23 protein-coding genes are annotated in these 25,135 nt (G+C 49.4%); all 23 read right to left on the reverse strand.

What is annotated here, in order from left to right; translation table 11 throughout:
• Nucleotides 1-134 precede the first annotated feature (134 nt).
• The gene (locus OX890_RS03860) at nt 135-671 is read right to left on the reverse strand and encodes a hotdog family protein (protein WP_370452680.1); all 537 of its coding nucleotides are present in this window, start codon (nt 669-671) and stop codon (nt 135-137) included.
• A 1-nt stretch (nt 672) separates the two neighbouring features.
• Nucleotides 673-1,872, reverse strand: a complete 1,200-nt coding sequence (locus tag OX890_RS03865; RefSeq protein WP_115335706.1) for a beta-ketoacyl-[acyl-carrier-protein] synthase family protein — start codon at nt 1,870-1,872, stop codon at nt 673-675.
• Nucleotides 1,873-1,921: 49 nt separating this feature from the next.
• Entirely contained in the window at nt 1,922-2,710 is a 789-nt protein-coding gene (locus OX890_RS03870) for a DUF3261 domain-containing protein (RefSeq protein WP_115335705.1), read from the reverse strand.
• A 4-nt stretch (nt 2,711-2,714) separates the two neighbouring features.
• The gene (locus OX890_RS03875; protein WP_012586551.1) at nt 2,715-4,004 is read right to left on the reverse strand and encodes an NAD(P)/FAD-dependent oxidoreductase; all 1,290 of its coding nucleotides are present in this window, start codon (nt 4,002-4,004) and stop codon (nt 2,715-2,717) included.
• Nucleotides 4,005-4,027: 23 nt separating this feature from the next.
• The gene (locus OX890_RS03880; protein ID WP_268650117.1) at nt 4,028-6,547 is read right to left on the reverse strand and encodes an MMPL family transporter; all 2,520 of its coding nucleotides are present in this window, start codon (nt 6,545-6,547) and stop codon (nt 4,028-4,030) included.
• A 2-nt stretch (nt 6,548-6,549) separates the two neighbouring features.
• Entirely contained in the window at nt 6,550-7,362 is an 813-nt protein-coding gene (locus OX890_RS03885) for an outer membrane lipoprotein carrier protein LolA (RefSeq protein ID WP_268650118.1), read from the reverse strand.
• On the reverse strand, nt 7,362-7,793 hold the full coding sequence (locus OX890_RS03890) for an acyl-CoA thioesterase (RefSeq protein WP_268650119.1): 432 nt from the start codon (nt 7,791-7,793) through the stop codon (nt 7,362-7,364). The genes OX890_RS03885 and OX890_RS03890 overlap by 1 nt, the downstream gene beginning before the upstream one ends.
• Nucleotides 7,790-9,364: an HAL/PAL/TAL family ammonia-lyase gene (locus OX890_RS03895; RefSeq protein ID WP_268650120.1), complete on the reverse strand. Its 1,575-nt coding sequence runs from the start codon at nt 9,362-9,364 to the stop codon at nt 7,790-7,792. The genes OX890_RS03890 and OX890_RS03895 overlap by 4 nt, the downstream gene beginning before the upstream one ends.
• Nucleotides 9,361-11,220 carry a glycosyltransferase family 2 protein gene (locus OX890_RS03900; protein ID WP_268650121.1) on the reverse strand — a complete coding sequence of 620 codons (1,860 nt, stop codon included), beginning with the start codon at nt 11,218-11,220 and terminating at the stop codon, nt 9,361-9,363. Before OX890_RS03900 ends, OX890_RS03895 begins: the two co-directional genes overlap by 4 nt.
• A complete protein-coding gene (locus OX890_RS03905) occupies nt 11,214-11,618 on the reverse strand; it encodes an ApeI family dehydratase (protein WP_259506316.1) in 405 nt (134 codons plus the stop codon). Before OX890_RS03905 ends, OX890_RS03900 begins: the two co-directional genes overlap by 7 nt.
• On the reverse strand, nt 11,611-12,975 hold the full coding sequence (locus tag OX890_RS03910) for an AMP-binding protein (protein ID WP_259506317.1): 1,365 nt from the start codon (nt 12,973-12,975) through the stop codon (nt 11,611-11,613). The genes OX890_RS03905 and OX890_RS03910 overlap by 8 nt, the downstream gene beginning before the upstream one ends.
• The gene (locus OX890_RS03915) at nt 12,972-13,520 is read right to left on the reverse strand and encodes a hypothetical protein (protein ID WP_268650122.1); all 549 of its coding nucleotides are present in this window, start codon (nt 13,518-13,520) and stop codon (nt 12,972-12,974) included. Before OX890_RS03915 ends, OX890_RS03910 begins: the two co-directional genes overlap by 4 nt.
• Nucleotides 13,520-13,768, reverse strand: a complete 249-nt coding sequence (locus OX890_RS03920) for an acyl carrier protein (RefSeq protein ID WP_006079822.1) — start codon at nt 13,766-13,768, stop codon at nt 13,520-13,522. Before OX890_RS03920 ends, OX890_RS03915 begins: the two co-directional genes overlap by 1 nt.
• A 9-nt stretch (nt 13,769-13,777) precedes the next feature.
• A complete protein-coding gene (locus OX890_RS03925; RefSeq protein ID WP_006079824.1) occupies nt 13,778-14,032 on the reverse strand; it encodes a phosphopantetheine-binding protein in 255 nt (84 codons plus the stop codon).
• Nucleotides 14,016-14,891: a lysophospholipid acyltransferase family protein gene (locus OX890_RS03930; protein WP_268650123.1), complete on the reverse strand. Its 876-nt coding sequence runs from the start codon at nt 14,889-14,891 to the stop codon at nt 14,016-14,018. Before OX890_RS03930 ends, OX890_RS03925 begins: the two co-directional genes overlap by 17 nt.
• Nucleotides 14,884-15,618 (reverse strand): beta-ketoacyl synthase chain length factor, encoded by a 735-nt coding sequence (locus OX890_RS03935; protein WP_268650124.1) that lies wholly within the window; start codon nt 15,616-15,618, stop codon nt 14,884-14,886. Before OX890_RS03935 ends, OX890_RS03930 begins: the two co-directional genes overlap by 8 nt.
• 355 nt (nt 15,619-15,973) lie before the next feature.
• Nucleotides 15,974-16,870: a DUF3014 domain-containing protein gene (locus OX890_RS03940; RefSeq protein ID WP_268650125.1), complete on the reverse strand. Its 897-nt coding sequence runs from the start codon at nt 16,868-16,870 to the stop codon at nt 15,974-15,976.
• 198 nt (nt 16,871-17,068) lie between these two features.
• On the reverse strand, nt 17,069-19,144 hold the full coding sequence (gene recG / locus OX890_RS03945; protein WP_268650126.1) for an ATP-dependent DNA helicase RecG: 2,076 nt from the start codon (nt 19,142-19,144) through the stop codon (nt 17,069-17,071).
• A gap of 527 nt (nt 19,145-19,671) precedes the next feature.
• Nucleotides 19,672-20,841, reverse strand: coding sequence for a Fic family protein (locus OX890_RS03950; protein ID WP_268650127.1), 1,170 nt, complete (start codon nt 20,839-20,841; stop codon nt 19,672-19,674).
• A 505-nt stretch (nt 20,842-21,346) separates the two neighbouring features.
• Nucleotides 21,347-21,943, reverse strand: a complete 597-nt coding sequence (locus OX890_RS03955; RefSeq protein WP_011845584.1) for a response regulator transcription factor — start codon at nt 21,941-21,943, stop codon at nt 21,347-21,349.
• The gene (locus OX890_RS03960) at nt 21,943-23,022 is read right to left on the reverse strand and encodes a sensor histidine kinase (protein WP_268650128.1); all 1,080 of its coding nucleotides are present in this window, start codon (nt 23,020-23,022) and stop codon (nt 21,943-21,945) included. Before OX890_RS03960 ends, OX890_RS03955 begins: the two co-directional genes overlap by 1 nt.
• Nucleotides 23,023-23,153: 131 nt before the next feature.
• Nucleotides 23,154-23,858 carry a hypothetical protein gene (locus OX890_RS03965; RefSeq protein WP_268650129.1) on the reverse strand — a complete coding sequence of 235 codons (705 nt, stop codon included), beginning with the start codon at nt 23,856-23,858 and terminating at the stop codon, nt 23,154-23,156.
• A 214-nt stretch (nt 23,859-24,072) separates the two neighbouring features.
• Nucleotides 24,073-25,017, reverse strand: a complete 945-nt coding sequence (locus tag OX890_RS03970) for a calcium/sodium antiporter (RefSeq protein ID WP_006079835.1) — start codon at nt 25,015-25,017, stop codon at nt 24,073-24,075.
• Nucleotides 25,018-25,135 lie beyond the last annotated feature (118 nt).

The following is a 25,135-nucleotide window of genomic DNA, read 5'->3' on the forward strand; positions in this document are numbered from 1 at the left end:
TATCTTTAGGAGTCGGTATGGGGTTTCATGTATTTATGGTAAAAGGCTGCTTGCTAAGGCGCTTAATCTAACGCTTTTTATCGACAGGCTAATTCAGTTTGCTGCGATTACCTGGTCTCAGCATTGCCTCGATATTAGTGTCCAAGGCTTCTATTGCCCGCGTCTTGATTTCCATCAAGGTAGGCTTGCGTGTCTTGGGGTTGGAACACATTCACATTCGCTGTGGCGACTAAGATTTTCTCTTGTTCGCTTCCGGCTTCGGGCAGCAGATAAATCTGGCAATCGAATACCGCTAATCCCGACTCCTCTTGATAGAGGCGGTTTACCTGGGTGCGATAGGTGCGCCCGAGTTCATATTGCTTGGCATGTAGCGCTAATTTGCGCGACCCCAACAGAAAACCCACGCGGATTTTATCATTGCGCAGCTTAGCTTCTACTCCGGCCAGTGCGGCAATACTTTGGGCCATATATTCGATACCCACATAATTGGGTACGGCTTGATGTTTATCGTCGAAATAGGGGCTTTTCGGCGTGATCGTGACTTCGGTAACTAAGGTATCGCGTTGATAAGAGATGATCTTATCGACCAAGATCATCGGCGCCCTGTGGGGGATGAAATCGGCAATATCCTGCTCGGCAAAGGGTAAATTGAATTGAATAAAGGGCATCATTTTAGGCCTCGTTACGGCAAAAAATCAGGCTGGCATTGCTGCCGCCAAAGGCGAAGGAATTACTCATCACATAATTAAGTGTGCCTTTTGCGGCGACTTGATGGCGTTCGACTAAGGTAATGGACGGGTCCTGTGGATCGACTTGTCCGTCCCATTGATGGGGCGGCAGGGCTTGGCCGTGATTATGTGCCGAAAGCAATAAATAGCAGAAGGCGGCTTCGATTGCGCCAGCGGCACCTAAGGTATGGCCGACTAAGGGCTTTGTCGAGCTGCAGGGCGGGGTGTTGACGCCAAAGACTTTAACCACAGCGCGGCTTTCCATCGCATCATTTTTGGGTGTCGCTGTGCCGTGTAAGTTAATGTAACCAATATCTTGTGCCGCAATATTCGCATCTTGCAAAGCCGCTTGCATGGCGGTGATTGCGCCAGCGCCTTCGGGGTGTGGCGCCGAAATATGATGGGCATCGCTCGACTCGCCAATGCCAGCCAGCATCACATCGGACTCGCCCGCCGTCAGCACGAATAAGGCCGCGCCTTCGCCGATATTGATGCCATCACGGTTGATACTAAAGGGATTGCAGTGGCCTTTTGACACAGATTCCAAAGCATTAAAACCATTGACTGTCAGTTGGCACAAACTGTCGACACCGCCAACAATCACCATGTCGCAGAGGTTAGCGCTGAGTAAACGCTTGGCACTGGCAAAGACTTTTGCGCTGGAGGAACAGGCGGTTGAAATCGTATAGCAAGGGCCATCTAGCTCAAAATATTGGCGCAAAAAGTCGCTAGTGCTGCCGAGCTCCTGCTGGAAATAGTGGTAATCCGCCGGAAAGTGGCCGTGTTGATTACGATAGCTCAGGGCCGCTTCACCTTTAGAAATCCCCGAGGTGCTCGTGCCTAGCACAACGCCAATGCGAGCATGGCCCAAATCCCGTTTCGCTTGTTCAATCGTGGCGGTAATTTGCTGCGCCGCGCATAGGAGTAACTGGTTATTGCGGCAATCGAACTGAATGAGCTTTGCAGGAATCGCCGGCAGCGCAGCCGTTACTGGCGCAACTAAGGTTGGGTGCTCGAACAGGAGTGTGTCACTGCGCTGCATCGCGCTGGTATCACCCGCGATCAGGCGGTCTAAAACCTGCTGGGGATCTTGCCCTAGCGGGGTACACAATCCAATCTGTGTAATGGCTACTCTGTTCATCATAGCGTATCGTTTTTTTACCATGGCACAGCGAAGTGCGGGTGTTAAAAGGTTAAATAGGTTCGATTTCTAGCTCAAACTTGGCCTGTGGCATAGTTAAGCTGATGTGGGCTTGCCATAGGGCGTCGCCGACATTTTGTTGATAACGGATTTGCACCACATGGGTTTGCAGGGCGCTTTTACTGATCAAGGTATCTTGGCTATAGATCTGGCGACAGGGGATTGTAATTACTCGGGTATCGACAAGCGTGTCGCTCTGATTTCCCCCAACCGTATCGCAAAGACCAGTCACTAAATGGCCACCTTCCAAATGGGCGCGAATACTCTGCTCAGGCCAATAGATCAGTTGCATCATCGCCATTAAATACTCGGCTTTAAAATTGTCGCCCAGCAGCACGCTTTGCTCACTGCTGAGTGTATTCCCATCATAAACCAAGGTAAACAAAGCCTGTCCGAGTGGCGCTAAACCCACGAGCGTCATGCGCTCGCCCTCTAACTCCAATTGAGTGAGCAGTTCGTGGGACTCTTTCCCCACTTTAATACTGACTTTTTGGCTAAAGGACTGGGGTGAAGATACGCCAGTATTGCTGTCGGTTTGCTGACTCGCCATGATGGCGGGCTTAGTTGTAGACTCAGTCGCGGGCTGTATCCTAGGCTGAGTCAACGGCTTATCGGTCGCGGGAGCAAAGTCATGGGGCAGTGGAGCCAAACAATAACGCATATCCTTAGTGAGCCCGACACAGGTCTGCCTGAACAGCAGTTCACTACAGCCCGTCAGCCCAAGGCTTGCGAGCAGCAGGGCGGTGATCACTAACCATTTAGCGTTAAGGTTTAGCGGCATGCGGTTAGACCTCTGCGAATGCTGGAGTGGCGGCTGGGTTTCTGCACAGTTCGACTATCATGTTCAGGCGGCGCTCCGAGTCTTTAACGAAGGGATTATTCGTATCCCAAGCATAGCCCGCCAGAATAGAACAAATCATCTGCTTGATACGCTCGTTCGGTTCTTCATAGAAGATCACGTCCTGAAAGCGGCCATCATACCAAGCTTGCACATAGGTACGAAAGGCATTCACGCCCTGCATCAAAGGCGTTGAGTAATCGGCTTGCCAGTCAACCGTTTCGCCATTGAGTTGTTTCGTCAGGCATTTTGCTGCCATAGACGCCGATTGCATGGCGATAGTCACACCGGAGGAAAACACAGGATCGAGGAACTCGCCCGCATTACCCAGTAGGGCGAACTTGTCGGTCGCAAGGCGTGACACATTGGCGGAATAACCTTTGAGCGTGGCGCATTCCTGCACCACTTTAGCGTTTGCCAGCAGGGCTTTTAGCCCTGGTTCTTCATTGACTATGCTCATCAATTGTTGCTCAAGCGAACCTTGTAAACGCTCAAGTAACTGCGGCTCAGCCACCACGCCGAGTGAACAGCGGCCATTGCTAAAGGGAATGAGCCAATACCAAATATCTTTATGTTCAGGGTGGACGCTGATCAAAATCTTATTACGATCGAAGCTAGCATCGCTGATGTTGTCTTCCACATGCGTAAAGATGGCGCTGCGCGGAGGCAGGCAAGATGGACTTTCTAAGTTGAGCAAGCGGGGTAATACGCGACCAAAACCGCTGGCGTCGAGCACATATTGGGCATTGATTTGATAAAGCTCGCCCTGTTCATTGCGCACCGTTAAGCGTGGGTTCTCGGTTAAATCGATCGCCTCGACCGTTTCGCCGTAGCGGATGTCGACCCCTTGGCTTTGGGCGGTATCGGCTAACAGTTTATCAAAACTGGCGCGCTGCACTTGAAACGTGGTGCCCGGCCCAGGAGTAAATTTATCGGTAAAATCGAAGGTGGTGTAAGTTCCATTGCGACGAAAGGCGGCGCCATTTTTATGTTGGAATCCAGCGGCATTGAGCGCATCTAACATGCCCGCTTCTTCGATAAACTGCATGCAGCAGGGCAGTAAACTTTCGCCGATGGAGAAGCGAGGAAAATGCTGTTTCTCTAACACAAGCACGCGCTTGCCTTGCTGGTGTAGCAGGCTGGCAGCGATGGCGCCCGAAGGCCCTGCGCCGATAATGGCCACATCGACATCAAGTGAATTTGGTATAGCTGATAAATCGTGAACCTGTGTAGACATGTAAAATACGTTCCTTGTAGTCATCAGGACTTTTTTGTCGTTAGAAGCTGATTGGTGGTTAAAGCCAGTGTTGTGGTCAAAATCAACGGCGAAAGTAAAAAGGTAAACCCTATGCCCAGCGACAGAGTTAAACCAAAGTAGTGAATCGCTTGGGTCTGGCTAAAGGCAAGTAAACCAAAGGCCAATAGGGTCGAGCAGGCGGACATAAACACCGCCATCATCACTGCCTTGCCGTGGTTCTGGGCTGAGGCAAAAAACAAGCTATAGTCTATCCCAATCCCGAAAACTAAAATGAGCGCGAGTGCATGGAACAGACTCAGTGGTGAGCCCGTTAAGCCTAAGGTTGCAAGCGTGAGCAAGGCCGCAAGGGCCGGCACGGCAACCACAACCGCCGCTTTTTTAAAGCCGAAATTCAGGCTAAACAACAAGAGTGCGATGCCAAGTGCAAGGGCTAACAGCTTTAGGGTTAACAATCGGTAATGGCCCATGACGGCTGAAATGTCCGCCACCTTGTCGATAAGCTGCACGCTTTCATCATGGGCAAAACGCGCCTTAAGGGCATCGATTTGCTGAATGCCGCCAAGGAGGACTATTGCACCATAATCGGCACCCTGATCTGCTCCATGCTCAGCGCCATGTTCCGCGCTTGCTCCATCATCATTTAGCGCGCCATTGCTGACTGGACTATTAGCCTCATTCGGCGCGAGCCACAGCGGCGCGAGTTGCTTGCCGGCCCCTAGCGTCAAGAATGCTGCTGGCGTGATGTAATCTGTTTTCGCGGCCAAATAGGCGGCTTGCAGTTCTGGCTTTAGATTTTCATCCAAACCAAGGCTTGTGAGCACAGTATCTATCTGAGTTTGATAGATTTCGCCCTGTAAGTGGTAAGCCGTGTCTTGTTTTCGATGGCTGGGCAGATAACGGCTGAGGCTCACATAGTTGCCTAACTCTTGGTTTGTTATGGCGGTATCAAGCATGGGTGACACTCGCTCAAGCTGCTGCAGCAACGCTTCTTCGCTCGGTGCGCGCACCAATAAGAATTGATTGTCTGTGCCGCCACTGAGTAACTGGCGTAGCTGGTTTTCTGGCTCAGTCACGCTCGCAGGGCTTTGTTGCAAATGGCGAATATCGTCATCGACGGTTAACTTTGTTACGCCAACCAGACACCAGACTAGTATCACCAAAGCAAACATGCCCATGCCTAACGGCGTGGTAAATCGTTTCGATAACTGAGTGAGACAGGCAAGGTAAGTCCCCGCGAGCGCTAACGGGCGGGAGCCTTCAGGCAAACGACTTCCCGCTAACAGTGGATAGGCGAGAATGAGGGTGAGATAGGCCCCGAGCAAACCCGCGGCGCAGAAAATCGCGACTTGCTGCATGCCGGGAAACGGTGCTAAACCTATGCCGACATAAGCCAAAGCGCTAGTGATAAAGGCGAGTGTCACCGTTGGGAAGATATACGCCACTGTGGCCTTTGCGCTCCGCTCTGTATTGCTTAAGCGCTCGCAGTAAAAATGAAAACTATAGTCGATGGCAATGCCTATCAAGCTAGTGCCAAACACTAAGGTGAGTAAATGCAGCTCGCCAAATACGCTTAAGGTAAAAGTCACGGCCAGCAACAGTCCGCTGGAAATAGTCACGATTGCTAGCAGTAGCGGCATCACTGAGCGAAACGCCAACCAAACTAAGGCTATCACCCCAAGTAAGGATGCTAGGCCGAGGATCGATATTTCACTCTTAGCCGTTTGCGTTGCCGCAAGGGCATGAAACAGGGCGCCAGCTTTGAGCACGGTAATATCTGGGTAGCTTTGTTTAACGGCATCCAATCCTTGGGTTAATGCCGTCATCTGCGCTAATTGCGCATTGGGATTAAAAGCGCTTTCTCGCCCCTTTGCCATGACGACCGCGGCAACATTATCGCCTTGATTCGCGAGCAGTATCCCCTGGCTGGCCCTGACTTTTGAACTCGGTGCGAGGGTGAGTAAATTGGCTGGGAATAACAGCAGCGGATCTTGGGCGAGCAAGTTGCTATTGGCGTAACTAAAGGCGTTGTAAAGCTGCGCTGTGGCTGCCTCAAGCAGACTTTCAATATTTTGGCTGGCTAACGCTTCGGCTTGCGGCGCTGTCAGTAATTTAAATCTGTGGGGGAAATAGAATTGCCCTAGCGCTTCGCCGAGCTGCATATCGGCGCTGCGGATATCGGTTAGCGCGCCTTGCTTACCCCTTGCAACAAGGTCAGCTTCAAGCTTTTGCATCAACAGCTTAGCCGCAGCGATTGCCGTGGTTTCGTTCTTGGCGACAAGTGCAATATAGACTTGGTCGGCGAGCGTGGCTTCAACTTGGTTAAGGGCGCGCTCTGTGAGTTTGTCTTGCTGTAAATGCGGCAGCATGGCCAGAATATCGCTCTGCACCCGTGCGCCGTTTTGCCAGAGTTGCAGCGTCCACAGACTTGCTGACAGCATCAATAGCAACCAAATGGCGAGGCGCCACTTGGGGGAAGATTGCATCAAAGCTTGATTGGCGCGCGCGGCGAAGCTGGAGGCCATGGCTAAGGCTTGCTCGCCTCGAGCACCAACGCATACTGCGCTAATTCGGCTTCGCTGAGTGTGCCTTGGGAAAGCGCACTAAAGTCGATGCGGGTCATATCCTGTGGGCTCACATTCGGCGCGGCGCTCAGCAGCACTAAGGACTGCAACACATCGCTACCTTCTAACACCATATTGGCGATAGCTTTTTTCATTAAGGGATCTTTGGGCGTCAGGCCTAATTGCCATTGGCCGTCTGGGCTCAAGCTTTCTATTTTTAACCTTTCTGTTCCTAAAAAGTGTAATTCGAAGTTTTCGCTTAAACCGGAAATATCCCCGCCCAGCATAGCGCGCACTAGGCTGGGTAATAACTCGCCCATAGCGGCGGCGCTCGCCGAGGCATCGGCCTTGCTGATCTGCACTCGACCTTGGCTATCACGCTGGATCAGTTGCTTATCTTTTAAAATCAGCAGGGATTCGAAGGGCTTTATCTGTTGCCAGATCAGCCCTTGCTCTTTGTCGAAGATAAACTGGCCTTGGCTGATTAACGGCTTTTTGAGCACCTTCAACTGCCGAGATTGCACAAAGTGACCTCGCACCGTTTCGCCCAAGTTAAGTGTTTGGCTTAAGGCGACAAGCTGCGCGGTCTCTGCACTTTGGTTAAAGAGTGCTTGATAATCGCCGGGCGCGGCATGCTTGTCACTTAAGGTTTCAGCCTTGAGTGGCAGGCTTATTAAAGCACAAGCCAAACTACAGGCAATGCAGAGAAATAATGCACACTTCGCCAGCACAGGGTTCTTCGTCAGCGCAGAGCTCTTGGCTAGTACTGAGTTCATTAGTCTTCAACCTTAGCGAGCAGGGTGGCGATTTTGTCACGGAACACGTCTGGGGTGACAAAACACAATTCTTGGGTGCTCATATCGACCGCCGCCTGAATGGTATGACCCTTAGTGATGCGCGCACCGGTTTCAACGTCGCGAATTTGATAATTGATCTTTAAGCGGTTCTCCCACTCAACTAACTCGGCGCGCACTGTGATTTTTTGCTCGAAGGTGCTGGCTTTGACGTACTTAATCTGCAAATCGATAATCGGCCACGCATATTTAGATGCTTGCATCTGCCGATAGTTGTAGCCTAACTCATCGAGCAGTTTACAGCGGGCTATTTCGAAATAACGCAGGTAATTGCCATGCCAAGTGATCCCCATAGAATCCACATCGTGGAAGGGGATTTGCATTTCCATATCGATAGTGAGCAATGATTTCATCGGCACACTTCCCATTCGCCCGCTTGGATTTTAGCTATGGTTTGGCGCAGCACAGTTTCGAGCGGCCTATCTTCAATTAAGGTTTCAAAATCGGCGCGCACTTGAGCGAGGGTTTTCGCCAATGAGGGTGTGAGCGAGGCTTCGCTCAGTTCATTTTGAGCGATACGCAGACCAATACCTTGGGTCATGGCAAGTAATGCCGCCGCTGCGACTTGTTCGGTCAATTGCAGCACGCGCATACAATCGCGGGCGGCGATAGTGCCCATGCTCACCTTGTCTTGATTGTGGCATTCGGTCGAGCGTGAGAACACGCTGGCGGGCATAGTGTGCTTGAGCGCTTCTGCCGTCCAAGCCGACACGCCAATTTGCACCGCTTTAAAACCATGATTAATCGCGCGGCGCGGACCGGTTGAGCCGGATAAGTTAGCGGGTAAGCCGTTATTGAACTTAGGGTCCATCACTAGTGCCATTTGGCGGTCGATAAGATCGGCTAAGTTGGCCACAGTATTCTTCAGTGAATCCATTGCAAAGGCGATATGGCCGCCGTAGAAATGGCCACCGTGGAGAATATGCTCGCCTTCGCCGTCGACAATCGGGTTGTCGTTGGCGCTGTTGACTTCGGTTTCGATAAACTGACGCATAAAGGGCAGCGCATCCTGCAACACGCCGATAATGTGCGGTGCGCAGCGGATGGAATATCTGTCCTGCAGACGATCAGAATTACGTGGATGTTCGTGGTGATTCAAATCTTCACGGATCCAAGTGGCGATTTGGTTTTGCCCCGGATGCGGTTTGGCGGCAAATAAGATTTCATCAAAATGGTTCGAGTTGCCTTTTAGCGTTAACGAGGCCATGGCGGTAATGCGACTACTCAAGCGAGCAAGATATTGTGCGCGATCAAAGGCTAAACAGGCCAAGGCCGTCATCACAGCCGTGCCGTTCATCAAGGCTAAGCCTTCTTTTGGGCGCAGGACATGCGGGATGATGTTGAGCTTTGCGTACACAGCTTGAGTCGTTTGGCGCTCACCTTGGTAAATCACTTCGCGCTCACCGACTAACACGGCGGCTAAATACGACAAAGGCGTTAAATCACCACTGGCGCCGACCGAACCTTCCTCTGGGATGACTGGCACTATGTTGAGATTGAGCAAGGTTTCGATGCGCTTTAATAGCTCATAGGTCACGCCAGATTTGCCAATGGCTAAGGAGTTTAAACGGCAAGCCATCACAGCGCGGGCCTGCATTATGCTTAAGGTCTCGCCTAAACCGCAGCCGTGGAAGCGGGTTAAATGCAGCGGTAACTCGTGGACCAGATCTAAGCTCACATTGACTGTGCAAGAGTCACCATAACCTGTGGTTACGCCATAGACCACGCCTTCTTCGTGCAGCAGGCTATCGATAAAGCGCGCACCTTTTTGGATATATTCTTGATAATCCGCATCGTCACAGAGCTTGACTGGTGCGCCCTTGGCGACGGCAACCACTTGTTCTAAGGTGAGAAATTGACGGCCGAACTCAACAGTCTGTAGGTCTGATTGACTCTCGGAGTCGGCTGCTTTGGTGTGGCTCATGAATGCTGTGTCCTGTCTGTCTTATGATCCTGCTCTGGGATCGGCGATGATGCTGAAGTTGTCGGTAACGGATTAGGCTGTACTAAATGCGATGGGGTGCGTTGTAGCTCGCTGTCTTTGCGCCAAAAATCGAAGAAGTTAAACCATTGCAAAGGCTCGCGTCTGGCAAAGTATTCTAAACGTTCGCTGTAGCGGTTCACGGCCTGCTGTAATCTGTCCATTCTGCCCGATCTTGGGCCTTTCAGTGTTTCGGCGAAGCGTTCTAAATGCACCCGATAACGGCCTTGTTCCCGCAGGCAAAACATTAAAAACACAGGGCAATCGAGTAAGCCCGCCAAAATAAACGGCCCTTGTGGAAACGCGGCATCTTGGTCCATAAACGGCGCATACATGACGCGGCCTTGGGTATTCGATGAGGTTCTATCCCCCGCAATCACCACCAGTTCACCGTCTTCTATCTTTTGCTGCAACAGCATAGACGTTGCAGGATTCAGCTCGGTCACTTGAATAAGATTGAGCGTGCTATCTGGGTTTAACTGTTTGAGCACCTTATTGAAGTTTTCTGCATGGCTAGTTAGCACCATGACGTTCACTTTGACTTTGCGCTGGTGGATTGAAATGGCGCGGCAAAGCTCTAAATTGCCCAGGTGCGACACCAATAACACCGCGCCTTTGCCGCTTTCGAGCTGGTCGGCCAGCACTTGGCGGTCGGGAAAATCCACTTGGCTCAATTGGATACGATCGCACCAGGCATCGATTCTATCGAGTGCGGCATTGCCAAAGGCTAAAAAGTGATTCAGGCTATCGCGCCAGCCTACGGGCTGATTGAGCTTAGGGTGTTGCGGCTCAAGTTTTTGCACGCGGTGCAGAAAATCTAACGAGGCTTCACGGGTGACTTTGCCTGTGAGGAAAAAATAGCAAATCACCGGATACATAATGGCGCGGCACAACCAATGGCCGCCAAAGCGATAGCTCTCGGCTAACAGTTTGATGCCCCAGTAACTGCCGCGCTCCTTCATGCCTGACCAATGGGTTGCTGAAGTCGATGATGTTGCTGACGAGCAATCGGAAGTTTGCACGGCTTGTTGCTGCGATTTACGCTTCAATAACCAAGGCAGGCGTTTGAGCATGCCGAAAAATAACTTAGTGTGCAGCTTAGTGATGCGCACATTATCTGCCACAGCTTGAAAGTGACTGACGCCGCCTTCGGGATAAATCACCTTAGTCGGTTGGAATAGAATCTCCACCCCTTGCCAGTAGAGTTTAACCAGGATTTCGATATCAAAATCCATTCGCTCCGTTAAGGCTTGCTGGCACAGTAATCGCTCAGTGGCGGCCAGCGGATAAATGCGAAAGCCACACATAGAATCTTGAATATCAAAGCTTAAAGTTTCGACCCATACCCAAAAATGGGTTAAATAGCGGCCATAAAGCCTGCCCTTAGGTACAGATTCATCGTACTCAGGCTTACCCGAAATCAGCGCATCGGGTTTAGCTTGTGCCCTTGCTAACATAGCCGGAATATCGGCGAGATTATGTTGACCATCGGCATCGACCTGCAGCGCATGACTGAAGCCGTCGCGGTAGGCACGGCGCAGCCCTGTCATCACAGCGGCGCCCTTACCACGATTGTACGGATGCAGCAGCAAAGTCACCCAAGGATAGGTTTGGGCTAAGGATTGCAGTAGATAACGGGTTTCATCATTGCTGCCATCATCAATCAAATAACAGGGCAGATTAAACTGGGCGAGTTCGGCCAAGGTCTGGGCAATCGCGGCGCTGTGATTATAATTGGGGATCACTAAGGCGAGTTTGATGGGCGCCGACTCAACGAGGTCGCTGGGAGGCGTTAGCACGGACTTGCCTCATCGCCATTGTTGGTAGCAGATTTGCTGTTAACGGGCGTGCTATCAAAGGCGATACGGCCTGAAGCGTAACGGTTTTCACCATCGCAATAGGCGAAGGTGAGTTTTGCCTTAGCGGCATTATTGCTAATGCTTAAGGTGACTTCTTGGCCCGGCAGTATGAGTTGCTGAAACTTAAGCACTTCTAAGTTAGCGACAGCCTCTGAATAACCGAAATGTTGGCAGCCTAAACGCACCGCCCAATCTAATTGCGTCACGCCCGGCAACACGGCCTGTTCGGGGAAATGGCCGTTAAAATACTCAAGGTCGGCCGCTACTAACAGACGTAACTCAATGTTATCAATGCCGATATCGGAATGCAGGATCGGCGGTAAACTCGATTTAATCATGATCAAATAACTCGACTAACTGGGCAGTGACACGCTTACCCTGAGTGTTAAGCGGTAAAATATCCGGATAACGCCAGCGGCGTGGCAGCGTGACGCGCTCAAATTGGGTCAGTAAATGTGCTTTTAGGGCATTGTTAATACTGAGTTTGCCCTGTTCTTGCAGCACGTTTTTACCGAGTTCTGACAAGGTCACCACTGCGCCAAGTTGGGATTTAAACTGTGGTAGCACTACCAGAGCGGCTTGCTCAACGTAGGCGTGGCTGCACATGAGGGTTTCCATTTGCGCGAGCGACAGGCGTTTCTCTTCAATCTTAACGATGCGATCGAGTCGGCCTTTGAGCCTAAATTGACCATTTTCGGTTGGTTCTATTTTATCTTCGCAGCGCAGCCATTCATCGTCGGCCAAATAGGGCGATTTCAGCAGCAGGGCGCCGTCGCTAGGATCTTGATCTATTGAGATGCGGTCAAACACTTGCCAAGGTTCATCGGCCTCATGCTGACGGCGATAGGCGATGCCGCCGGTTTCGGTGCTACCAAAAATTTCGATGGGCAGGTGACCATAGCACTGGTTGACGCCTTTGGCCGCGACAAAACTTAATGGACCGCCAGAGCTAAAAACTAAGCTCGGTGAGCGCAGTTGCCGCTCGTGCTCTAGCGCTTTAGGCAGGCGTGATAACTGGGCTGGGCTACTGATCAAACATAGGTTTGGCAGCAAGGCAGTGTAATAACTTAGGGTTTCTGGATATTCAATCTGCTCGCTTAAAAACGGTCGACTGGCGGCGAGCGGCCACAAAATCTTGAATAACAGACCGTAAATATGCTGGTGGGAAACCGTGGATACCACGCTGCAATGGGGCAAATGCTCGGCAAAAGTATGTTCGAGCACAGACACTTCGACATCTAACTGTTCAAGTGTTTTACGGATCGCCTTAGGTTCGCCGCTGCTTCCTGAGGTAAAGAGCACTAACTCACCGATAGCCTCGCTTGCAGGCCAAGGTTTGTTGGGCAGGCTCAGTTCCTTTTTCAGCAGCACAAAAGCTTGGCATTCGCACAAAGGCTTGTCTGACAATATGCCATCAAACTGGTGCGTTAACTCGCTCAAGGTGCCGGTTTGGGTGTTGGGAGGCAGGATAATTTCTTTGCCCGCTAACAGCGCGGCACATAATCCGACGGCAAACAGATCGCTGGTATCACTTGCGAGCAGCCATTTTTTCTCGGGTGCGGCGAGCAGTTGCTCGTAAAAATACGCCACCTGATTGGTAAATAATGCACCTGTGACTATGTCGTGGTGATTAAAGCTGATCAGTTGTTGGGCAAAGGGCCCTTGGGTTAACCAGTTTTTGAGTAGCTGTGTCATGTTTTCTTCAACCAAAAGCTGCGATATAACCATTCCCCACCGAGGAGCAGTCCCATGAGTACGTATGCAATCAAACCGTTATACAAGGTCCAGGTTGCTAAGCTAGTAAAGCCAGCGGTATAAGCCGCCATTGAGCCATTTAAGATAAATAAGCCGCACCAAAGTAGGGTGACTTTTTTAAGATACGGAATGGCTTCATCCGGTAAATCGGGTTCTTTCAAGCGGGCTAAACGCTCTATCATGCATGGGCCAGTGTGCAGTGAATAACTGAACAGAGCCAGCATAGTCAGATTTATTACCACAGGGTAATACAAAAGCCAGTCGCTGCGCTTGGCAAGATAACTGCCTGCCGTAAGCGCAATCCCCACCAACAGGGGCAATACTAACGTCTTAACCTTTTGTTTTTGTAGCATTAACCGCACAATCAGTAATCCACACAGCACGAGCGCTATGGTGCCAGCAGGCAAATAATTCAGCCCGAAATACACGGCAACCGGATAGGCCAGCAATGTGAGGGCGGTTAAGACTTGTAGCAAGGCGCGCATTAGTCTTTAACTAAACCTTCGATGGCATTAACCACATCGTTGACTGTGCGAACTGATTTAAATTCATCGGGTTGGATCTTTTTACCCGTCAGTTGCTGCAGCTTGATCACTAAGTCGACGGCATCAATACTGTCGAGATCGAGCTCTTCATACAGGTTGGCCTCAGGCGTAATCGCCTCGGCCTCAATTTCGAATTCATCCACTAAAATAGTGGTCAGCATAGCGAGGATTTGTTCACGATTTTGCATATTCCTCTCCTATGGACGCTGTGATTCGATAAAGCTAGCTAAGCTGGCAACACTATGAAAATGGGCCTTAGTGGCATCCGAATTAGCTTCGATTTTGACATCAAATTTTTTCTTGATGGCTAAGCCGAGTTCGAGGGCGTCGATTGAATCTAAGCCTAGACCTTCGCCAAAGAGCGGCGCATCGGTTTCAATATCATCAATACTGACGTCTTCAAGATCGAGACAGTCGATGATTAACTGCTTTATTTCATTGTTTAAGTTCATAATTATTTTCGAGTTGTTGTTTATAGTAGTGTTCAAGATCCCGCGTCAGCTGCCGGGCCATTTTTGCATGCTCACCTAAAGCCGCTTGGTACTTTTGGTAAGAAACTGTTACGCCGATTTCAACGGCCATCCCCATGGTTTGCCTTGGGATCTCATACCAAGGTTGCTCCTTTGTCAAACCACGGACATTGGTACGCAGCACCACAGGTAAAATATCTGCTTCGGCCCTTAAGGCAATGTTGGCTGCGCCGCGGGCAAAGTCGTTAATGGTCGCGCCGACAACCGTGCGTGTGCCCTCGGGGAAGATAATTAAATTGGTGCCTCTCGCGAGCACTTCGCGGCAATCCTCTAGCATAAGTTCGGCGCCGCGATTGGGAATATAACCCGCGCAGGACACGACACCACGCAAAAACGGATTACGCCATAAACCTTGTTTGACTATGCAGCCCGCATTGGGCATGAGGCTTATCAACACGACCACATCCACTAAACTGGGATGGTTGGCGATCACGATAACGCCTCTGGCGTCATGCAGTTGTTGTGCTCTGTGGGTACTAACGTGGATCACGCCCGCCCAAGTGAGCATGGCGACAAAGCCTTTGAACATTAGATGCACGGCCTTTTGGACTCGAATAATCCGCGCCTCGGGTGTACCAGGCCAAAAACGTAGCAAAGGTAAAATGGTCAAGGAGCTTAATAAGCCGCCTAAGCCAAAGGCGATATAACAACTCACGCCGCCTAACCAACGTGGCAGATAATTCAGCCCAGCGCGGCGAGTCTCCGGCAAGGTATAAGCGGCATTGTGCATTGAATCTTCATAACCCTTGGCGGCGCCATGGCTGTGGGCAGTATTAAACATGCTCTAGCTTCCAATGCCATTGGGATAAGCAGCCTGAAATATTTTGCGCTGTCGCGAGGGCGTGGAGCAAGGCGCCATAGGTCAAAGGATTTAATGCAGTCGACTCTGAGATGCGGCTCACTGTGAGCTTGACCGAAGCGGGCGCATCGAAGGGCGCGAGCTGTAGACCTAGGGCCAAAGGCAATTCAAATTCTTGGGTAAACTCATCGTACACAGGTGGCACAGGATCATCACCGAAGACTAACAGCAAGGGCTCTGGCGACTGGTGTAACTGGGCGAAGGCTTCAACCATAGCTTGTGACAGGGTTTCGGTACCTGCCGCAACTGAGGTCGACGGCGCGGTATTGGCCGCCACTATGCCAAAAATGCCGCTGGCGGTGTTGTGCACCGACTGACTAAACCCTAAGGGCGATAAGGGCTGTTTGGCGATAATGTCTTCGAGCAGTCCGATAGTGCGCTGCAACTCTCCGTGGCGCGAGGCAAAAATAGAGCGACAATTTGCAGGCATTTCGCACTGAAAACTCACTTCTAACATCATCTTAGTTAAGCGACTAAAACGGCGGCGTTGCATGGCGGGAACGTGTTTAAGTGCGGGAGCGGTCGTATCAGACTGTGGTGTGTCGAGATTTAATTCAGCCGAGTTTTTGCACCAAGTTTGCCAACTTTGCGGATGCTGATATTGAGGGGCCCAAGCGCCCCAAGAGAGAATGCTGAATGTTAGTTGCACTACTTTGCCTCGACACTAAATTTAAGCTGTCTTAGTTATCCCTAACTAAGTTAGAACATTGATGGATTGTCATACCATAGTGAGGTGTAAACGCGTTTGATGAATGACGATGACGCTAGGAATGCCCTCTACAGCGGGGCCATTCTACACTATGCCCCGCGTTTTTATGAAGCCATTTGCATTATGTGGGTTAACGTAATGAGATCAAGTGCTGTAATTTTCAGCGGTCAGATCGAATTTCTGTAACAAATATCGCAATACCAGTCTCATTCGACAGGCTTTTTTATCCTAGCGATTTGCGCTCAAAATGAAAAAAGGCGCACTGAGCGCCTTTTGTCTTCACTACGGCAAGGTTTTACTGTGCCAGCTGGTTCTCGAGTTTGCGTAGAGCGACTTTTAGCTTGCGGGTATTTTCTGGACCCATACGGATCAGCAGTTTTTGCGCGCTAGGTAGTGCCTCTAAGTTAGGGTCAACAAATTGATAGTTAACGCTAATAGAGCTCAGCTCAATCGGATCTTCAATGATAGGCGCCGCGAGCAGTATTTTAATCGCTTGCAGCATTCTGTCGTTGAATTTAGCGTTGCTGTAGCCGAGTTCGGTAAAGGCTTCCTCTAGCATAGGCGTCATTTGCTTATAGGTGACCATTAACGTCTGTTCGTCCATTTTGGCAATCGAGTCAACATAGGCATCGTATCTGTGGAAACCCTCAGGATTTAAATACACTTTGTTGGTGATTTCAGAAACCGAGAAATGCTTCTCTGGGCCTTTGAGTGGACTCACTTTACGGGTCAATTCGCCCTGAGCTAAGTTATCAACAAACACCACAAATTGGCGTGCGAGATCTTGCTGCACTAATGCAGAACCCAGCACATTGTTATCGATAATGGCGAGGGCTTTTTGTTGTACGAATGAATCACTTTCAGCCAGTGCAGGTACTGGTTCTGCAACCACTTCAGGCTCAGTTACCGCAGGGGCTTCTGTGCTGTTGGTGTTTGTTTCTGTAACGGCAGGCGTCGTTTCAGTGGTTTCTGGCTCTGGCGCACTTTCGAGCGTCATTGGCTCAGATGGCGGTGTTTCAGGCAATACAATTGGCGCGTTAGGGATGAGTTTAGGTGAATCTGAGTCACCGCTGTAGTAATAATATCCTCCGGCAGAAAGTAGCACGACGAGCACTATCGCAAAAAGCGCAAAGCGATTACTGCTAGAAGAAGTCTCTTGAGGTGTTATTCTATCATCTTGATTAACTTGCATTTTACATCCTTCGCTTGAGTGTCAAGGTAACTTGGTGAATACATGCAGCTAACATTAAAGTGCAAGAGCGGACTATTGGAATGCCGCTGGTTCATTTTGCAAGTTTCCATGCGCTTGTCTATAGCGCTTAGCTGAACATAAACAATTTATTTTGAGTATCGAGGCAGATGTCACTCCTCGGCCTTTCCCCTTTACTGCCTAAGCCTGCACATAGTGCTGCTTGTGCCCGAGCCAACGTAAGATTATCGCATCGACTTTTTCGGGGGCCTGCGCCATCACATGATTTGCCAGTTTTTGAATGTGCGGGATCAAAGCTTGATCGCGCACCAGATCGGCAATTTTCAGCTCGGCCAGTCCCGTTTGCTTAGTGCCAAGCACTTCACCTGGACCACGAATTTCTAAGTCTTTCTGCGCTATGATAAAACCGTCATTACTTTGTCTGAGTACACTCAGTCTTTGGGTGGCGGTATGGCTCAATGGCGCCTTATAGAGTAACACACAATGGCTCGCGATAGCGCCTCGTCCGACTCGTCCGCGCAGTTGGTGTAGTTGCGCTAAGCCTAAACGTTCAGGGTTTTCGATGATCATCAGGCTGGAATTGGGTACATCGACGCCCACTTCAATGACTGTCGTCGCCACCAGTAGATGAATCATCCCCGCCTTAAAATCGGCCATAATTTGCTGTTTCTCTGCGCTCTTTAGCCTGCCGTGTACGAGGCCGATATTGAGCTCGGGCAGGGCGAGGCGCAGTTCTTCGGCCGTGTCTTCGGCGGCTTGGCATTCGAGCACTTCGGATTCTTCAATCAGAGTGCACACCCAGTAGGCCTGACGTTTATCTGTGATGACGGCGTTACGTACCCGTTCGAGCACTTCGTTGCGGCGTGAATCGGCAATCGCCACTGTGGTCACAGGTGTCCGTCCCGGCGGCAGTTCATCGATAATAGAAGTGTCGAGATCTGCATAGGCCGTCATCGCTAGCGTGCGCGGGATCGGCGTTGCCGTCATGATCAATTGATGCGGGTGGAACCCTTGGCTCACGCCCTTTTCCCGTAGGCCTAAGCGTTGGTGTACGCCGAATCTGTGCTGCTCATCTATGATAATTAACGCAAGTTTGTTAAAGACCACATGCTGCTGGAAGATAGCATGGGTACCAATCACCATCTGGGCGGCGCCGGATTCTATGTCCGCAAGGGATTGAGCTCTGACCTTGCCTTTGAGTTTACCCGCTAGCCAACCGACCTTAAGTCCGAGTGGCTCAAACCAAGCGGCAAAGTTAGTTGCATGTTGCTCGGCCAATAGCTCTGTTGGCGCCATCATGGCAACTTGATAACCGTTTTCAATCGCTTGCAGCGCAGCCATCGCCGCGACTAAGGTTTTACCTGAACCTACATCCCCTTGCACTAAGCGCATCATAGGGTGCGGCTTTTCTAAATCTTTGCCTATATCGGCCACCACTCTTTGCTGGGCGCCTGTGGGCTTAAAAGGCAAAGCGGCGAGGAATGGATTGAGCAACTGCCCCGTGGCCTGCATGGTAACCGCAGCGTCTAAATTACTGCGCTGCCTTAGGCGTAACATGCTGAGATTATGGGCGAGTAATTCTTCCTGCACGAGTCGCTGCTGGGCTGGGTGTTGGCCTAACTCTAAATCGAACTGTGAGATCCCCGCAGGAGGTCGATGCAGCGTTTGCAACGCTTGTTTAAGGCTGATGTTGTTTGGTTGTAATTGCGCTGGCAGCAGCTCAGTTAAGCCGCCATCTTCCAGCAATACCAAAGCTTGCTCGGTCAGCTTGAGCCAACTCGCCTGTTTTAAGCCCTCAGTTGTGGGATAAATCGGCGTTAGGGTATCGCTCAGGTGAACATCTTCACCGGGATACACGACTTTATATTCTGGATGCACTATCTCAGCTTGATGGCCGCCACGGCGCACTTCACCGTAGGCGCGGATCATCAAACCGTTTTGCATGGCATTACGCTGGGCGACGGAAAAGTTAAAGAAGCGCAGGCTCAAGCTGCCTGTATCGTCGCGCACATTGCAGACCAGCATACGCTTGCGGCCTTGGATTATTTGCGTCGATTGGATTTCAGCTTCTATGGTGCCATAACTGCCGGGCATAAGGGCGGCAATCGGATAGATTTGGGTTCTGTCTTCGTAGCGCAGGGGTAAGTGAAACAGCAGATCTTGTACTGTTGTGATGCCGAGCTTTGCGAGTTTCTCCGCGACCTTTTTGGCGACGCCTTTGAGGTCGGTGATCGGAACAAGATCCAATTGCTGCAAGTCGTTAGCACTCAATCACTGTGAATTTATACATATATTAACAGAGAATAAGCGTAAGGCAATCTTGAAGGAATTTGAGTTTAGCTAGCTTACTTGAAGCCGCCGAATTGCTTGCCGCGTTTAATCAGTCACTGAAATCAAAGTTTGACATAGCCTGCTAGCAGCTTTCAATTATGTAGCTAGGTGACATAACCATACTCAGACATAAAATCTACTGGATAGTTTGACAAATTTAGTCTGATAAATTGGATCGCATCATAAATAAGCGAAAATAGTTATTTGTGCTTTATCACGGCGATGATATGCACTCGTCAACTCACTATGAATACAAGTTATTTAGGCTTTCGTAGGATCCACTTTTTTCGATAACTAAACATCATCCAAAGCGTGCGCAGCCAGCATTTATTCTGTCTAGTTTAAGGGGGTAACGCTTAGCTTTTTCTGGCAAAAAAGTCCCAAAGAAATGGGGCCTGCATAAAATGTTATGCCGGCCACGAAATAGATACTTAGCAATATCAAGGAGCTGCTTAAGTTCGCTCTAGCTGCTCAGGGATAAACCCCTGCTCCCGCAACGACTGGATAACGCCACGTAACAGATAATTACTGGTGAAACAAATTACATATTGCCTTGCACCATCTTGAACGGGTTGCAGCATCTTTCGCTCTAGAAGTTTATTAATTTGATAGGTTCTCTGGGCTGATTTAGTGAGTTCAGGTATCGCTGTAGTCAAGTCTCCTGCTTTGATCAATCCTTGTTGATCACAAGCAAGGCGTAAGATCTTAAACTCCATATCCGTCAAGAGTTGACGCTGCTTTGAAAACAACAATGCTGGCAATAACACATGCTCTCGCAAGTAAGCATAATTGGTCAGCTGATCCACTTTTTTAAGTTCGGTTAGTACCCCATCTAAAACGTAAATACACCAAGCCTCGCGCCCCTCAGTCGTGCCATTATCGGCCTTAGCCAACATCATGTAGTAACGGTCGCGATCATTACAGAAAACAGCTGTTGGATTCAGCACTCGTCCACCTTCTTTGACGTTAAACCCATACTTGATAAGCAAGGCATACGTCAACAGGCGTACTGTACGACCATTTCCATTCGTAAATGGGTGGATCCACCCAAACCTATGGTGAGCCAAGGCAACTTTCATCAAGTCATACTTTTGCGGATCAGCTTGATTGATAAACTGAATAAGCTCACTCATGTAACTGGGGACTTGAATATGTTCTGGTGGTCGGTGAGCTGATTGAGCGATGCGAACACCTTCTTGGCGATAAGCTCCCGGTGTACGATCACCTTCACGCTCAAGTGACGATACTGCTAGCGTGTGTAATTCACGTATAAAAGGCTCAGTGAGGAGAGAGCCTGGCTCAATCACCTCATCGATATACGTCATAGCTTTTTCAATATTAGAGATTTCTTTCAGGTGGTCCGTGTCTTGAACCGCACCATCCACCGTACTTTCAACGTAATCCGCAAGTGTAGTGTGATTACCTTCAATACGAGCTGAACCCAAGCTCTCAAGCAAGTGAAATATACCTTTTAATTGAAAAAAAAGAGGTGCTGGGGTATCACCTACTAGTTGCAATCTTCGAAGATGTTCGAGCTCATTAAGCACATCTACCAGCGAGGAATCAAAGGAAGGATTCAGTAACCCAAGATCATGGTGAATAAATTGAGGTGCCATTGACATATAATTCAAATCCTATAACGACAACAAGTCAAAATAAGTAAAATAAGTTCATTAAATATAAACGCTTATTGATTTATTGTAATACATGTTTTGTAAGGTGAAGTTTGTAAACATATCAAATAATACTCAGATGGCATATCAAAAAATGGGGTAAATTATGACACTTTCGCCCTGTAACAGCTCTAAGTGGTCTAACCATAGCTCTAAGGATTGAAGTTTATCTGGTAATCGCTGACTTCGATTATAAATGCCTGCGACACCTTGTATTGTGTTCCCCAATATAGTAAGAACACATAAATATAATTAAGGGTGCTTTGGTTAATGTGAGTTAATCGTACTGTCACTCTATTTTAAAATTGGTTAAGCCATGATCTTATTTTTATATAAACATTTGATTATTAATTGATAGCGGGAAATTAAAAAATCCATATTTATGTCATTCTATGGGTTCAGCGACAGCTCCCAATCAGTTAGTCTGCTCTACGTGATTGGGCTGTGCTCACTATTATAGCCAGCCCTTTTGTTTGGCGATGCGTGCTGCATCGATTCGGTTGCTGGCATTGAGTTTAGCTATGGCTTCGGAGAGGTAGTTACGCACTGTGCCTTCGGCAATAAAGAGGGTTTCGGCGATGTCGGCGGTGGATTTGCCTTCACTGGCGAGGCGTAGGGCACGGCGCTCTTTATCGTTGAGTGGGTCGACGTCACCAATTGCCATCATGGCAAGTTCAGGATCGATCACTCGTTTTCCCGCCATAACTTGTTGAATCGCGTTGACTAAGGTTTCTGAAGGCGCATCTTTTAGCAGAAAACCGCCGACACCGGCTTCGATCGCGCGTTTGATATAGCCCGCGCGGCCGAAGGTGGTGATGACCACTACCTTAGTTTGACTATGTTGATCCTTTAACCAAGCTGCCAGCTCAAGGCCTGTGCGGCCGGGCATTTCGATGTCGGTTAGCAAGAGATCAAAGCTTTGCTGTTTGAGTAGGCTTAGGGCTTCATCGCCGTCACTCGCTTGGGTGATATTAAATCCTCCCGCAAGCGTGAGGAGTGCGGCGAGCGCGCCTCGCACCATGGCTTGGTCTTCCGCCAATAAAATCTTCATTAATCTGTTGCTCCCTGCAAAGGTAAACTGACGGTAAATGCATATCCCTGTTCGAGATTATAGCTCAAGCTGCCGCCTAAGCTGTCGAGACGTTCGCGTATGCCCGTGAGGCCATTGCCTTCGGCGATAGGTTTACTTGGACCGTTATCTTTGACCTCAACGACTAGCCTATCTGGTTGCTGAATAAAGTCGATAATACATTGGCTTGCGCCGCTATGGCGTAAAATATTATTCACCAGTTCAGTGACAATTAATCCCAGCTGGCTCTCCATTCTGGCGGGCAGTTTAGGGATATTGCCTGTCAGCTCGACACTGACTCCTTTTTCCCTCAATAGTTTACACAGTTGCGTCACGCTATCCGCGAGACCCTTATGTTTGTAGTCAGATACGGTGTGGCGAATTTGGCTGAGGCTCTCGCGGGCAATTTGGCCGAGTTCATTAAGCTGGATTGTGGCCAGTTGGTATTCTTGTTTTGCCAGCAGTTTTTCGGCCAGTTCCGCCTTAAGCGCAATCGAAGACAAGCTGTGGCCCATGATGTCGTGTAGATCGCGGGCAATGCGTTCTCGCTCAACCATAGCCGCTAAGGTACTAATTTCTTGAGTGCTTTGCTGTTCTTTCAATTTATGTTGATGACGCCTGCGTTCGGCAACGCCAAACATGCCTACACCGAGTACCAATCCTGAGCCGTAAAGCGGAAAGTAGTAACTGTTAAAGTCGTAAATCTCATTGAGGGCAAACAACAGGCCGATTAAGGCGGCAATAGCCAACAGACAGGTTCTGAGAGGATAAAAAAAGCCAATGAAAAAAGCGGCAAAGGTGAATAACGAGATAGATCCCGGGTTGATTGGCGTGATTGCTGTGGCGATGGCCACCATCATCAGAATGGGGCGATAGGCGCTATTCTGATTGCACTTATAGGCCCAAAAATAACTGGCAATAAAAGGAATGAGCACGGCAAAGCTAAGGGCGATTTTCCATGTTGGATACGCATTGATGGCAAGTGGAATAAGATAAAACACTAAGTTTATCAAATACACCCAAGCCAGTTTTCGTTCGAGCTGAAGATGCGTGCTGATCATAATGCCCCTATGAAACTGTGTTGACTGTTAATCGTTGTTCGTTGAATGCCCGAAGGTGATATCTGTGTTGATTCATCTGTTTAGGGGTTGGCGCTGGGGTCAGCGCCATCAGTCCCTGTTAACAACTTGGTCTAGTTTGCACTTAATTGCTGATTTTGTTGAAGCAAAAATTTTGCCCAACCGTAATCTGCTTGCACTTTTATAGCCTGTTGCCAATCTTCACTCGCGCCTTGGCTATCGCCTAATTCCTGTTTAGCGAGCCCGCGCCACGTGTAAGCTTCGGCTTCACCCCAACAAATGCCGTCGCAAGGTTGGGCGAATCTTTCTATGGCCGTGGTGGCGAGCGTCTTAGCATTTTGCATGCTGCCGCCAAACATAGCTGGCGTGTTATAGGCGGCGATCGCTTTAACCAAGGCGACCCGTGGATTTTGGGGTTCTAACTGCTCGGCCTTGGTAATGACATTGGCAGATTTCATCCCGAGAGTTGCGCCTTTGCTATTGTCTAAGGCGATTTGCATGCCATAAACCGACGATAACAGCGCGAGGGATTCCGCGTCAGCTTGGCTGGTTTCTAAGGCTTCTAATGCGGTTTGCGCATTGGTCAGTGCACTGCTGGCGAGGGCTTTTTGTCCCATGACATTGGCGCTAATGGCTAAGCGATAGTTCGCATAGGCTTTGTCGTAATCTTGGGTGCTGGCACTCAGTTGTTGCAGCTGCGCTAGGTTCATCGAGTTTGAGGCCGCATCTATGCTGGTGATGTTGGCGTTAGAGGGCGACGCTGCAAACGTGTGGCTGCTGATAAGCGCTAAGCTTGAGACGAGTAATAATATTTTCATGGTATTTCCTTATTGAGTAAATTTCCCCGTGTTTGGGTACGGACTCATTATCAGAAATTCGACAGGAGAAATGCAGACACAAAGGTCATGGCTTTAGCATGACAAATGTCATCAGTTTAAGGGTGTTAAATTTGTCTTTTTTTAAAAGTGCGAAACCCAGATAGCAAAACACCGGAGAGGCTCCGGTGTTTCAAGTGGATATTACCGCTGAGTGTTATACCAAAGCTTGAGCGCTCGCTTGGTTAATCAGGTAACCCATATAACCTAAATAGGTCAGTAGTAGCACAGAACCTTCGCGGCGGCCGATGCGTAATCCCGTCCATGCAAAAGGCAGAATCACTATGGCTAAAGCTAACATCACCATAAAGTCGAAGGGTTGGAAACCGAGTGACGACACTGGATGAACTATGGCAGTAACACCTAAAATGCCCAAAATATTGAACAGGTTAGAACCCACAACGTTACCGATAGCGATATCGCTTTGACCTTTTAGTGCCGCAATTACTGAGGTCACTAACTCTGGCATACTGGTACCAATCGCCACGATCGTTAAGCCGATAATGACTTCACTCACGCCGAAGGTTTTTGCTAAATCGACTGCGCCGTTCACAAATAGAATACCGCCGCCAACTAACATGCTAATGCCGACTAGGATGAATAGGCCAGAAAGCAGTGGGTTATTCGGCCCCGCTTCAATCTCTTCTTCATTCTTGCTGTTTTTCGAGCTGATATAGCTAAAGGTTAAATATCCAACCAGTAGTGAAAGTAAAACCACACCGTCAATCAGGCTGAGTTCACCGTCTAATAAGAGTCCCCAGAACAGCATAGAAGCCAAGATCATCAAAGGGATATCGCGCTTCACCACTTGGGATTGCACTTGGATAGGGCGGATTAGCGCCGTGATCGCTAAGATCAAACCTATGTTGGCAATGTTAGAGCCGATAACGTTACCTAAGGCGATACCACTGTTTCCGGCGAGGGCAGATTTGACACTCACGGCCAGTTCTGGTGCGCTAGTACCAAAGGCAACAATAGTTAAGCCTATGATAAGTGGCGTAATACCTAAGCGTAGGGCGATAGCACTCGCGCCACGCACTAGGGCTTCGGCGCCTAAGGTTAAAATAATAAAACCGCCAATAATCGAGAGTGTAATGAGCATCACGGGACTTTGTTAAACCTATATTGAATGAGAAAGTACAAGGGAATCATCCCTTAGCCGACTGGCGCACATGATACGTGGTTTTATCGAAATTTGACAGAATATGTCATAAAAAAGC

This window comes from Shewanella sp. DAU305 (genome assembly GCF_026802235.1).
In the GTDB taxonomy this organism is placed as follows: Bacteria; Pseudomonadota; Gammaproteobacteria; order Enterobacterales; family Shewanellaceae; genus Shewanella; species Shewanella baltica.